At 59.6% G+C, this 12,817-nt stretch carries 11 protein-coding genes and 1 pseudogene; 6 read left to right on the top strand and 6 right to left on the bottom strand.

From position 1 onward, the window contains the following. The first annotated feature begins 16 nt into the window (after nucleotides 1-16). A complete protein-coding gene (locus KGD89_RS03350; protein ID WP_025258408.1) occupies nucleotides 17-1,600 on the top strand; it encodes a peptide chain release factor 3 in 1,584 nt (527 codons plus the stop codon). 133 nt (nucleotides 1,601-1,733) lie between these two features. On the opposite strand, the gene KGD89_RS03345 is transcribed toward KGD89_RS03350, so the two are convergent. The 4 genes from KGD89_RS03345 to ggt form a co-directional block, all read right to left on the bottom strand. Beyond that, a complete protein-coding gene (locus KGD89_RS03345; RefSeq protein WP_025258407.1) occupies nucleotides 1,734-2,633 on the bottom strand; it encodes a LysR family transcriptional regulator in 900 nt (299 codons plus the stop codon). A 39-nt stretch (nucleotides 2,634-2,672) separates the two neighbouring features. Beyond that, a complete protein-coding gene (locus tag KGD89_RS03340; protein ID WP_025258406.1) occupies nucleotides 2,673-3,257 on the bottom strand; it encodes an NAD(P)H-dependent oxidoreductase in 585 nt (194 codons plus the stop codon). 172 nt (nucleotides 3,258-3,429) lie between these two features. After that, nucleotides 3,430-4,194, bottom strand: coding sequence for a sulfite exporter TauE/SafE family protein (locus tag KGD89_RS03335; protein ID WP_025258405.1), 765 nt, complete (start codon nucleotides 4,192-4,194; stop codon nucleotides 3,430-3,432). Nucleotides 4,195-4,264: 70 nt separating this feature from the next. Further along, nucleotides 4,265-5,992, bottom strand: a complete 1,728-nt coding sequence (gene ggt / locus KGD89_RS03330; protein ID WP_025258404.1) for a gamma-glutamyltransferase — start codon at nucleotides 5,990-5,992, stop codon at nucleotides 4,265-4,267. 239 nt (nucleotides 5,993-6,231) lie between these two features. On the opposite strand from ggt, the gene KGD89_RS03325 reads away from it, so the two are divergent. The 3 genes and pseudogenes from KGD89_RS03325 (at nucleotide 6,232) to KGD89_RS26295 (ending at nucleotide 8,354) form a co-directional block, all read left to right on the top strand. Further along, entirely contained in the window at nucleotides 6,232-6,990 is a 759-nt protein-coding gene (locus KGD89_RS03325; protein WP_025258403.1) for a response regulator transcription factor, read from the top strand. Continuing rightward, nucleotides 6,987-7,649, top strand: a pseudogene (locus KGD89_RS26300) (two-component sensor histidine kinase); the annotation flags it as partial. The gene KGD89_RS03325 and the pseudogene KGD89_RS26300, both read left to right, overlap by 4 nt. Nucleotides 7,650-7,694: 45 nt before the next feature. Then, entirely contained in the window at nucleotides 7,695-8,354 is a 660-nt protein-coding gene (locus KGD89_RS26295) for a sensor histidine kinase (RefSeq protein ID WP_375233836.1), read from the top strand. 303 nt (nucleotides 8,355-8,657) lie between these two features. Here KGD89_RS26295 and KGD89_RS03315 read toward each other — a convergent pair whose 3' ends face one another. Continuing rightward, complete coding sequence (locus KGD89_RS03315) at nucleotides 8,658-10,634, bottom strand: TonB-dependent receptor domain-containing protein (RefSeq protein WP_025258401.1); 1,977 nt, start codon at nucleotides 10,632-10,634, stop codon at nucleotides 8,658-8,660. Between the two features lie 304 nt (nucleotides 10,635-10,938). Here KGD89_RS03315 and KGD89_RS03310 point away from each other — a divergent pair, with 304 nt between their 5' ends. After that, nucleotides 10,939-11,145, top strand: coding sequence for a DUF6124 family protein (locus KGD89_RS03310; RefSeq protein ID WP_038400159.1), 207 nt, complete (start codon nucleotides 10,939-10,941; stop codon nucleotides 11,143-11,145). Between the two features lie 4 nt (nucleotides 11,146-11,149). On the opposite strand, the gene mmsB is transcribed toward KGD89_RS03310, so the two are convergent. Next, nucleotides 11,150-12,037, bottom strand: a complete 888-nt coding sequence (mmsB, locus tag KGD89_RS03305) for a 3-hydroxyisobutyrate dehydrogenase (RefSeq protein WP_025258399.1) — start codon at nucleotides 12,035-12,037, stop codon at nucleotides 11,150-11,152. Between the two features lie 220 nt (nucleotides 12,038-12,257). On the opposite strand from mmsB, the gene KGD89_RS03300 reads away from it, so the two are divergent. Further along, the gene (locus tag KGD89_RS03300) at nucleotides 12,258-12,791 is read left to right on the top strand and encodes a DUF3833 domain-containing protein (RefSeq protein ID WP_025258398.1); all 534 of its coding nucleotides are present in this window, start codon (nucleotides 12,258-12,260) and stop codon (nucleotides 12,789-12,791) included. Nucleotides 12,792-12,817 lie beyond the last annotated feature (26 nt).

Genomic DNA, 12,817 nt, shown 5'->3' with positions numbered 1-12,817 from the left:
TTTCAGGCGATTTCCCATGACCCAACAGGCCGCCGAAGTCGCGAAACGCCGCACTTTCGCCATTATTTCCCACCCGGACGCCGGTAAAACCACCATCACGGAAAAACTGCTCCTGATGGGCAAGGCCATTTCCGTCGCCGGTACGGTCAAATCCCGTAAATCCGATCGTCATGCCACATCCGACTGGATGGAAATGGAGAAACAGCGCGGCATCTCCATCACCACCTCGGTCATGCAGTTCCCGTATCGTGAGCACATGATCAACCTGCTCGACACCCCGGGCCACGAAGACTTCTCCGAAGATACCTACCGCACCCTGACGGCAGTGGACTCGGCGCTGATGGTGCTGGACGGCGGTAAAGGCGTAGAGCCACGCACCATCGCCCTGATGGATGTCTGCCGTCTGCGCGACACGCCCATCGTCAGCTTCATCAACAAACTCGACCGCGACATCCGCGACCCGATCGAGCTGCTGGACGAGATCGAAGCGGTCCTGAAGATCAAGGCTGCGCCGATCACCTGGCCGATTGGCTGCTACCGCGACTTCAAGGGTGTCTATCACCTGGCCGACGACTACATCATCGTCTACACCGCAGGTCACGGTCATGAGCGTACCGAAACCAAAATCATCCAGAAGCTGGATTCGGACGAAGCCCGCGCCCACCTGGGTGACGAGTACGACCGTTTCGTCGAGCAACTGGAGCTGGTGCAGGGCGCCTGCCACGAGTTCAATCAGGAAGAGTTCATCAACGGTCAACTGACCCCGGTGTTCTTCGGTACTGCATTGGGCAACTTCGGTGTCGATCACGTACTCGATGCCGTGGTGGACTGGGCTCCCAAGCCTCTGGCGCGAGTCGCCAACGAGCGCAGCGTAGAGCCGGTGGAAGAGAAATTCAGCGGTTTCGTGTTCAAGATCCAGGCGAACATGGACCCTAAACACCGCGACCGTATCGCCTTCATGCGCATCTGTTCGGGCCGTTACGACAAGGGCATGAAAATGCGCCATGTACGCCTGGGCAAGGACGTGCGGATCGGCGACGCCCTGACCTTCTTCTCCTCCGAGCGCGAGCAGCTTGAAGAGGCGTATGCAGGCGACATCATCGGCCTGCACAACCACGGCACGATCCAGATCGGCGACACCTTCACCGAAGGCGAAAGCCTGGGCTTCACGGGTATCCCGCACTTCGCTCCGGAACTGTTCCGTCGCGTACGCCTGAAAGATCCGCTCAAGTCCAAGCAACTGCGCCAGGGCCTGCAACAGCTGGCCGAAGAAGGCGCAACGCAGGTGTTCTTCCCGCTGCGCAGCAACGACATCATCCTGGGCGCCGTCGGTGTACTGCAGTTCGATGTGGTTGCCAGCCGCCTGAAGGAAGAATACAAGGTCGAATGCGCCTACGAGCCGATCACCGTCTGGTCGGCCCGCTGGATCGACTGCGCGGACAAGAAGAAGCTCGAAGAGTTTGAAAACAAGGCCGTGGAAAACCTGGCACTGGACGGCGGCGGTCACCTGACCTACCTGGCCCCGACCCGCGTCAACCTGGCCCTGATGGAAGAGCGCTGGCCGGACGTGAAATTCCGCGCAACCCGCGAACATCATTGATTCAGGCTGGATCACAATCCGTGGGAGGGGCCTTGGCCGCGACAGCATGTTTGAAGACGCTGAAAATGTGTTGCCTTCAAGCAGGTCGTCGCGGCCAAGGCCCCTCCCACAAGTGACGGTACGAACTCCCGAATTACTTGCAGGCGTACTGCGCCAGCTTTTCCTGTATGAAATCCAGAAAGCACTGAATCCTCAGCGCCAGCTTCGAGTTGCGGTAGTACACCGCATGGATGGGCTGCCGGTACCCGCTGTGGGCATCGGCCAGCACAACCTGAAGACGCCCCTCGCGAATATCTTCGTGGGTCATGAAGTGCGACAGGCACACGATCCCCTCTCCCGCCAGTGCCAGGTGACGCAACGTGTCGCCACTGGATGCCGATAATGCCGGCTGAATCAGCCAGCGATCTCCACCCGCATGACGCAGCGGCCAGTTATTCAGGGTTTCGCTGTGGGAGAACCCCAGCAACGTATGGTTCGCCAATTCCTCGACCGAGGTCGGTACACCATGTCGTTTCAAATAATCCGGGCTGGCCAGGATGTTGATTGGGGAACATCCCAGAGAACGGGCATGCAGGGTCGAGTCGGCCAGGGTGCCGATGCGGATGGCGATGTCGGTGTTCTGCTCCAGCAGGTCGATGACCAGATCGTTGCTGTTGAGCTCAAGCTGAATATCCGGATAAAGCCGACGAAACTCGACCACATAAGGCACCACCGAGTGCAGCATGAACGGCGAAGCGGCGTTGATCCGCAGACGACCGGACGGCCGCTGTCGGGACAGGGACAGATGCTCTTCCAGATCCTCCATTTGTTCGAGGATCTGCCGGGCACGCGCCAGAAAAAACTTGCCCTCCTCCGTCAGATCCATACGCCGCGTAGTGCGGTTGATCAGCGTGGTTTCCAGCTTGGCCTCAAGCCGCGCCAAGGTCCGGCTGATCCCCGAAGGCGTTTGCCCCATGTGCTCGGCAGCGGCAGAAATCGATCCGCTTTCGATGACCGAAACAAAGACCTGCAATTCATCGGACCTGGCTTTCATGGTTGCTCTCTACGCAAGACAGGCTGGATAGTAGCGTTGTTACACGCCAAAAACCTGAGCCAGATGCGCCTCATAGCGCTTCACATCCTTGTCTATATCCGGGCGTTTCATGACATCCACAGCCAGAAAGGTCGGCAGGCCGGTCATGCCCAGGAACTGGTTGGCCTTGTGAAACGGGAAGTACACCGCATCCACGCCCTTGGCTTCAAAGAAGTCGGTCGGGTCGTCAAACGCCTGCTGAGGCGCATTCCAGGTCGCGGAAATCATGTATTGCTTGCCGTGCAGCAAACCGCCGCTGCCGTATTTCTGCGAAGCATCGGAGCGGGTACGACCGTCGTTGGCGTACAGGCTGCCATGACCTTCGGTAAAGACTTCATCGATGTACTTTTTCACGGTCCACGGCGCACCCATCCACCAGCCCGGCATTTGCCAGACGATGACATCCGCCCAGAGAAACTTCTGCACTTCTTCGGCGAGGTCGTAGCCACCGTCGATAAAGGTTTCCTTTACGTCGAAACCTGCACGGTCCATGAAAGCCATGCCGGCTTCGTGAAGGGTCGCGTTGTAGCGTCCTTCAGAGTGAGCGAATTGTTTGCCGCCGTTCAGGAACAGAATCTTTTTCATGCCGAGCCTCATGGATAAATGCTTGAAGACCCGGCCAGTGGAAGCCGGATCGAAAGTCAAAAACGATGGGCGGCAGAATAAAGAAACACGTGCGGGTGAGTAATAAGCCATCAAGCAAAATACTTTTGCCTGAAAATCACGAATCAATCACCCATTGTTGATTTTTCGATGATCAGCCACTTATCAGCAAATGCAGCCCCAAGGCCCCCATGCCGATAAAGAACACTCGTTTGAACATCAGGGCACTGATTCGCTGCCGCAGCCATTGGCCCAGTTGCATGCCGAGCAAGGCCGGGATCAGCGCCAGCAGTGAAGCGCCCAACTCACCGCCACCCAGCGAACCGTTCCACAACAGGCCAGCCGCCAGCGCCAGTGTCGAAACGGTGAATGACAATCCCAGGGCCTGCACCAGCTCATTGCGCTCCAGCCCCAGCGCTTGCAGGTAAGGCACGGCAGGAATCACGAACACGCCGGTGGCCGACGTGATGATCCCGGTAATGAAACCGCATACCGGCCCGAACCAGCGCTCGGCACTGGCGGAAACCCTGAGCGTGGGCAGAAACAGCCCGCTCAGTGCATAGAGCAACAAGGCTGCACCCAGCGCCCGAGTCATCGAGTGCCCGCCACTCATGCCCAGCCAGAACGAGCCCAGGCTCGTGCCGATCACGATCAGGCTCAGTAGCGGCCACAGGCGCTTGAGCAGCGGTCGAAGATGCCCGCCGGCCGCCAGTTGCCAGAGGTTGGTGACCGTCGAAGGAATGATCAGCAGGGCCGCAGCCTGTGCTGGCAACATGGCCAGCCCCAACAGCCCCATGGCCACGGTCGGCAAACCAAGCCCGATCACGCCCTTGACTGTTCCGGCCAGCAGAAAAGTGCCGATCACCAGGGCCGTGAGGCCCCAGCCGGCAGCCTGGTAAAAATCCAGGAGTGTATTCATGGCTCTATCCTGACCCCGACTCGATCAAGGATCGAGGCGAGGTCTTTAGGTCGCAAACAGTCCCGCTGACTCAGTAACCCAACGACAACCCGGTATTACGACGCGGGTCATTGGCACCGTAGAAACGGTTGTTGCCCACCGGCTTGCCGTCCAGCGAAGGCGCGCCGACCAGGATCGCAGCAACGTGGTTGAGCGGCTGAGGCCCGGCGAATTTATGCCCCCAGCTTTCGAGGATCTTGCGGGTATCCGGGCTGACGGCGAACGCTTCAAGGTTGGTCGTCTCCGGCTGCCATTGCTGGTGGAAGCGTGGCGCATCGACCGCTTCCTGAATGGTCATGCCGTAGTCGATCACGTTGAGCATGGTCAGCCAGGTCGCGGTAATGATCCGGCTGCCGCCCGGCGTACCGACGACCATCACCACCTTGCCGTCCTTGGTGACGATGGTCGGGCTCATGGAGGACAGCGGCGTCTTGCCCGGTGCGATGGCATTGGCTTCGCCCTGCACCAGTCCGTACATGTTGGGTACGCCCACCTTGGTGGTGAAGTCGTCCATTTCGTCATTGAGAATGACGCCGGTCTTGCTGGCCATGACGCCGGCACCAAACCAGTTGTTGAGGGTGTAGGTCACCGAAACCGCGTTGCCCCACTTATCGACGATGGAGTAATGGGTGGTGTTGTTGCCTTCATGGGGCGCGACGCCCGGTTTGATCTTGTTGGAGTCACCGGCTTTCTGCGGCTCGATGGCATCACGCAGCTTGGTTGCGTAGTTCTTGTCCAGCAGGTGCTCGATAGGGTTCTTGACGAAGTCCGGGTCGCCCAGATAGCTGTTGCGGTCGACATAGGCGTGACGCATCGCTTCGATCTGATAGTGCGTGCCTTGGGCCGAGCGGAAGCCCAGCTCTTTCATCGGGTAGCCTTCGAGGATGTTCAGCATCTGGCAGATGACCACACCGCCCGAACTCGGTGGTGGTGCCGACACCACGTGATAGCCACGGTAATCGCACTCGATGGGCGCCAGCTCACGGGGCTTGTAATGATCGAGGTCGGCCTGGGTAATGATGCCCTTGCCTGCCTGACTGGAATCCACCAAAGCCTTGGCGACCCAGCCCTTGTAGAAACCATCGTTACCCTTGCTGGAGATTTCCTCCAGGGTCTTTGCCAGATCCTTTTGCACCAGTTTCTGACCGACCTTCATCGGCTCGCCCTTGTCGAGAAAGATCGAACCCGAGTCGGCCATGTCCGCCCGAAACACCTCAGTGGCCGTCGACAGCAGATCGACATCGCCCTGCTGCAGGACAAAACCGTCTTCGGCGAGCTTGATGGCCGGAGCAATCACTTCCTCACGCTTGCGAGTTCCGTACTTGCTCAGCGCCAGCTCCATGCCCGCCACCGTTCCCGGCACGGCCACGGACAAGTGGCCTTTGGCGCTGAGGTCAGGAATGACATTGCCCTGTTTGTCCAGATACATGTCGGCAGTGGCCGCCAGCGGGGCCTTCTCGCGGAAATCCAGGAACGTCTTGCGCCCGTCGGCCAGTTGAATGGTCATGAAACCACCACCGCCCAGGTTGCCTGCCGCGGGGTAAACCACCGCCAGTGCATAACCCACCGCCACGGCGGCATCGACAGCATTTCCGCCGTTCTTGAGGACGTCGACACCCACGTGTGACGCCAGATGCTGGGCAGTCACCACCATGCCGTTTTCGGCGGCGACCGGTGCCTGGGAAGCGGCGTGAACGGGGGCGTAAGCCAGAATGAGTGCGGTCGCGATCAGCGACTTGGCGAGGGGTTCAAACTTCATGTCGTTCCTTCTTCTTTTAGGTCGGGGGACGTTTGACGAGCGTCATGCAAAACGCCTCAAGGCCATGTGCGGCACTCTTACGCGGATCAAACGCCGTCCAAAGTAGCGGTTCCTGCCGTCGCTGCCAACAACCGGGCCTGGCGAGACACTCAACGACCATGGGGTTTATGGGATAAGATCGCGCCTTGAAATGAGAATCATCCATATCGTCATCGTCCCGCTGCCTTCCAGGAAACACCATGACATCCGCTGTCGCCGCTCCACGCATTCTGGTCGTCGATGACCACCGCAAGATCCGCGACCCGCTGGCCGTCTACCTGCGTCGCCACGAGTTCGAGGTGCGCACGGCGGAAGATGCTGCTGGCATGTGGCAGTTGCTCCGGCAGCAGGCATTCGATGTCATCGTGCTGGATGTCATGCTGCCCGATGGCGACGGTTTCGAGCTGTGCAGCAGGCTGCATCGTCGCGAGAAGATTCCGGTGATTCTGCTCACAGCCCGCGACACCTGTGCCGACCGGGTTCGCGGCCTGGATATCGGCGCAGACGATTACGTGACCAAGCCATTCGAACCGCGCGAACTGGTGGCGCGGATCCACAGCCTGTTACGTCGGCGCGGCACTGGCCTGAGCCGGTCGGACAGCACGCTGCCTCCCGCCGACACCTCGGAACGGGCACAGAGTTACGCATTCGCCGGGCTGAGTTTCAGCGCAAGCAACAGCACCCTGACTCGCCCTGATGGCTCGGCGGTGCGACTCAGTACGGTGGAAAGCCGTCTGCTGCAGGTGCTGCTCGCCAACCCCAATACCGTCCTGAGCCGCCAAAAACTGATCGACCTGACCAGCCGTCCCGGCACAGAAGTGTTCGACCGGGCCATCGACCGACAGATCAGCCGCCTGCGCCGCAAACTCGATGACAACCCGCTGGAGCCGGACCTGCTGCGCACCATCTGGGGCGACGGTTATATGTTGGCGGCCACTGTGACCCTGCTCGACGCATGAAGCTGTTGCGTCGTTTATGGCCAAGACGCATGGCCCATCAACTGGGCATCTTGCTGCTGCTTGCGCTGCTGGCTTCCAATGCCATCGCCATGCTCTACCTGCAACGCACCGGCGCCCTGATTCATCCACTGTCACGCACGCTGGCCATTGAACGACTGATCACCGCCTACCATGTCGCGCAGGGCTTGTCCGCCGAAGATGCCTCGCGCCTGCTGGACTCCATGCAGACGCCTGACTCGCACTTCTGGGTCGACAGCAACGCCATCGCCGATAACGGCGGCATGCGCCCGGAAGAACAGCGTCTGGTCAGCGATCTCAGGAAACGTCTGACGCTGCCCGCCAATCCCCTTATCGGCATGCAACTGGAGCGCATCAGCGGTGGCCCGGCACGGGAGCATGTCTTTGTGGCAGCCGGCTGGGCACCCCTGCGGCTGCGCACCAGCATCGGGTTGCCTGACGGCAAACAGTTGAACGCCATCCAGCACCCGGCGGGCGGTTACGAATGGGGTCGCATGCTGGCCTATACCTTGCCGGTCACCACCATTCCGGTGTTGCTGATCGTGATCTTTTTCATGCGTCGGGTGGTGCAGCCGGTCAAGACACTGGCGCAGGCGACCGAGCGGGTCAGTCGCGGGGAATGGATATCGCCGCTGCCGCTCTCGGGCCCGCAAGAGGCTCGGGACCTGACCAGGGCTTTCAATGTGATGCAGGAGCGCATCGCCCGCCATGTCGAAGGCAGGACACGGATGCTGGCCGCCATCAGCCATGACCTGAACACGCCGATCACTGAATTGCGTCTGCAAATGGAGTTGCTGGAAGACAGCCCTGAACGCGATGACATGCTCGACAGCCTTGATGAGCTGCGCGCCATGGTGCGCGAAACGTTGAATTTTGTGCGCGGCGATGCCGTGCAGGAAGCGACAGTCAGAATATCCCTGAGCGCCCTGCTCGACGACCTCGCCCGTCGCTATCAGAGCATGGGCCAGCCGATAGTCTGGCAGCGCGAGCAGGAAGTGCATTGCCACTGTCGGCCACTGGCGCTCAAGCGGGCGCTGACCAACCTGATCGACAATGCCTTGCGCCATGCCGGGGATGCGACTGTGAGCCTGGCTGTAGAGGGTTCGGAAATCCGCCTGGAAATCCTCGACCACGGACCGGGTATCGAACAGGCGTGGCTGACCCAGGTGTTCGAGCCCTTCGTGCAGTTGAGCCATAACGGAGCGGATAACACCCAGGGCGGGCTGGGCCTCGGCCTGGCCATCGCCCGCTCCTGCATCCAGGCCCATGGCGGCGAACTGACCCTGGAAAACCGCCCGCCTGCGGGGTTATGTGCGGTTGTGCGGCTGCCTTTTATTCGCGAATGACTAGTTAAGGCACAACAACACTTGTGGGAGGCAGCTTGCTGGCGACTTTTACAGACGCAGAATATTTGCAGGTTTTCAGGCCTTTTTCGCCAGCAAGCTGCCTCTCATCAAACAAGATGGAACATGCGGCATTGTAGGAGCGCGCTTGCCCGCGACCGGCTGCGTAGCAGTCGTAGATTTTGCGAGCGCTTCGCACTCGATCGTCGGAGTGCCGCCCAGGGCAAGCGCGCTCCTACGTGTTTGCTGCGCGACAGCGCGGCGCCGGGGCGGCGGGCGATCTCCCACAAAGTGATTCACATTCGCTCAGAACCGCACTGTCGTACTCGCCCACAGCGTACGGCCATAGTTCACGGTGCCATAGGTTTCATCATCCAGACGCCGGTTGGTCACGTTATACAGCGCGCCATTGAGCGAGATGTTTTTGCTCAGCTCATAAGACCCGCCAAAGTCAGCCGTGGTGTAGCCCGGTGAGGCTTCGTCGGTGAGGGTATTGCCGTATTCCTTGCCGTAGTAATTGGTCGCCGCCCACAGTTGGGTGCGGTCGTTCAATTGCCATTCGGCGCGCAGGTTGACTTTGCGCTCCGGGGTAAGGGCCAGTGGCGCACCGGCGTTGGCGCCGCTCTTCTGCTCGGAGTCGGTGTAGGTGAAGTTGGCCTTGAGCGCGACGGCTGATGTCACATCCCAACGACCATTCAGCTCGACGCCCTGAATCACGGCTTTGTCGACATTGACCCGATCCATGACAATGAAACCGTTCCACACCTCTGTGGTAGTCACGGTCGACAGTTTGTCCTGGAAGTCGTTGTAGAACACGGTCGCGCCGGCCGACAGGTTATTGCGGTTGGACCACAGCGCCGACAGCTCATAGTTGGTGCTGGTTTCCGGCTTGAGGTCGGGGTTGCCGAACATCACGAATCTGTTGCGTCGCAGGTAGGAGTAGCCGGGAACCACGGCTCGCACTTCAGGCGCCTTGAAGCCACGTGCAACGCCGCCCTTGAAGGTCCAGTCATCCGTCGCACGCCAGACACCATAGACCCGCGGGCTGAAATGCACGCCGTACTGTTCGTGATCGTCCATGCGCAGGCCGGTGGTCAGAGAGAAGGTATCAGTCATCGACCATTCGTTTTCGGCGAACAGCGCCCTCTGCACAACGGAGAACTCGTAGTTCCGGCGATCGCCCAGGCCCTGGTTCCAGTCGGTGACCGTGGTGTCGTTCCACTGCATGCCGACCGTGGTGATGTTGTGTTCGGTGGGCATCACCAGCTTGGCGTCGAATACGGTGTTTTCAACTTCCGGCTTGCGGCCCAGCACATCGGTCTGGGTCGAATCGGCCAGACCTTCGCGGCTGGATTTTTCGTACGCCAGCGACACATCGGAGGTCGCCCAGCCCCAACGGCCCTGGTGGGAAACCGACCAGTGATCGCGGTTGTTTTCCTGCTCGCGAGTCGCCCAGTTGGCACTCAGGCCATCGCCGTTCTTCAGGCGTGTCGCACCGGCTTCCAGCAGGATCTCGTGATCGGCGTTCGGGGTAATCGCCAGCCGCGCAGTGAGGTCACGGTGATCCGCCTTGCTGAAGCCATTGGTCTGTTCGATATCGTCGTCCGCCTGACGATCCAGATAACGTCCCCACACCTGCAAGCCAAGCAAGTCTTCCTTGATCGGGCCACTGAGGTAGAACTGGGTCTGACGGGCATTGCCCTGGTCGCTGTGCTGGCGAGCCGAGTAATCGTAGGTGATCGAGCCGCCCCACTCCGGCGTTACCTTGCGGGTGATGATGTTGATGACGCCGCCGATGGCATCGGAGCCGTACAGCGAAGACATCGGGCCACGCACCACTTCGATTCGCTCGATGGCTTCGGCCGGCGGAATGAAACTCTGCTCGTAGCCGCTATTGCCGTTGACCCGGGACTCACGCGCACTCTGGCGCTTGCCGTCCACCAGGATCAGCGTGTAATCGGCAGGCATGCCGCGAATGGAAATATCGGTTTCGTTGGCCCCGCCGTTGACGGTGACGCCCTCCACGTCACGCACCGCATCGGTCAGGTCGCGGAAGGACTTCTTGCGCAGTTCGTCACCGGTAATGACAGTCATCGACGCCGGTGCATCCTCCAGGTTCTGCTCATAACCGGCAGCAGTGACCACCACGTCTGAAATCGACAGTACGTTGGCCGATTCCTGAGGTTCGGTCTGCTCTTGCGCATAGGCCTGACCCGAGGCCAGACAAGCCAGCGCCAGTTTGATCATCACAGCCGAAGGCCGCAAACGGAGGGGAGAATGCATGGAACGTCCTTACGATTCTTTAAAGTAAAAGAGAATCGTATGCATCTACATTCACAAAGGTTGGACAAGATGTGACAAGACGGCAGAAACACACTCTGATTGCCAGAGATTCGCTGCCACGAATGCGGGATGAATCTTGCTCTATTGAGTGAAGTTTCCGAGACAGCTACGCCCTATTGCGTGCCGGAATCGGCCTCTCTAGGCTCTGCGGGCAATGTCTTCGAGCGAAGGCGAGTCTGTATTTCAACCCAGTCTCACCGATGCGCGGATGCATTTCTCTGCTTCATTTATCTTCGAGTTGCCCATGCCCGACATCAAACCGTTCATCGTCAACGAAGCCCTCAGCCAGCAGGATGGACTCAATCTCGCGTCCGACTTGCTGCGTTGCATCATTGCCACCGCCAATGAAGCCAGTGACGGTCATAACCATGACCTGACGATCTCGATCCTGCACCTGGCGCAAATGGCCAAGGCAATGGTCGACCGCTCACTGGATTCGATAGTGGCCTGAGCCTTCACTCCTTGCGTCGATACCCTTCGACGATCGCTGAAAAATCCTTGTTGCCATCACCCCGCAGACTCATCGCCTGATAAAGCTGCTGGGCCAGGGCACCAAGGATCACAGGCTGATGCGCTGACTTGGCGGCTTCGGTTGCCAGGCCCAGATCCTTGAGCATCAGCTCTGCGCCAAAACCGCCGGTGTAGCCTCGCGAAGCAGGCGCGGTTTCCACGATGCCCGGCCAGGGATTGTAGAACTCCGAACTCCAGCAGCGTCCGGTCGACGTGTTGATGATCCCCGCCAGCACCTGAGGATCGATCCCCAGGGAATTGCCCAGGGCCATGGATTCGGAAATGCCGATCATGGAAATGGCCAGCAGCATGTTGTTGCAGATCTTGGCAATCTGCCCGGTCCCGACATCCCCGCAATGCACGATATTACGGCCCATCTGCTCCAGCACCGGCTTGAGCACGGCAAAGTGTTCAGGCGTTCCTCCCGCCATGAAAGTCAGCGTCCCGGCCTGAGCGCCAGCGGTTCCTCCAGAGACCGGCGCATCACTGACGACCACACCTTTTTTCGCGGCAATGGCCGATATCTCTCGAATGGTCTGTGGATCGATGGTGCTGCAATCCACGGCAGGCACACCGGCAGCAATGCCTTCCAGCACGCCGTCCTCCTCCAGATAAACGCTGCGCACATGGACGGCAGCGGGCAGCATGGTAATGACCAGTTCACGGCCCTGAGCGGCATGCTTCGGGGTTTCGCGGATGCTTGCACCCAAGGCGGCAAGTTCGGCCAGCACGGTCTTGTTGAGGTCACACACGTGCAAATGATGACCAGCCTTGATCAGGTTGCGCGCCATGGGCGCTCCCATATTGCCCAGGCCGATAAATGCGATTTTCATTGTTGTTCTCCGTGGCAGATTGGCGTGTGAGAGGTCAGCTCGCAATACGTAGAGTCTCGAGTATAGAAGAGCCCTGCCACGGGTAGCCGAGGAACCGGCTTCGTCACTCAAATACGGGTGAAAACGGATTTATCCACACAAGCGAAGGTCGATATCGCTGTCCACCAAGAATTCAACTGCACCAGCGCCTTCCGAGGAAAAAGCAATGAATCACGTCGCAATGTGGAAGTCCTGGCTACTGGCTTGCTGTCTGTTGCTCAGCAGTTGCTCCAGCATCGAAGTCGGCCAGTACCGTAACGAGAAACCCGAGCTGGATCTGCCTGCTTTTTTCTCGCAACCGGTAAAGGCCTGGGGCATGTTTCAGAAGCGTTCGGGTGAAGTGGTCAAACGCTTTACGGTCACCATCGAAGGCCGTAAACAAGGCGAGCAGTTGATCCTCGACGAACACTTTGTCTACAGCGACGGTACGCTGCAACGCCGGGTCTGGACCCTGACACCGGACGGGCCGGGGCGCTGGAAAGGAACCGCAGGCGATGTCATCGGCGAGGCCATTGGCGAAGTGGCAGGCAATGCACTGCGCTGGCGCTACACCCTCAACCTGGAGGTCGATGGCAAATTCTACCCGGTGCAGTTCGACGACTGGATGTACCTGATGGACGAGGACACGCTGATCAATCGCTCGTTCATGTCGAAGTTCGGGGTCGAGCTGGGACAAGTGACGCTGTTCTTCAGACGCGGTGCCGACAATCACTGAGTCGGCAGGCGTCCTCTGACGGTTTC

This window comes from Pseudomonas cichorii (genome assembly GCF_018343775.1).
GTDB classification, from domain to species: Bacteria; Pseudomonadota; Gammaproteobacteria; order Pseudomonadales; family Pseudomonadaceae; genus Aquipseudomonas; species Aquipseudomonas cichorii.
Note: the sequence above shows the minus strand (reverse complement) of the source record. Positions and strands in the feature narration are given on the sequence as shown.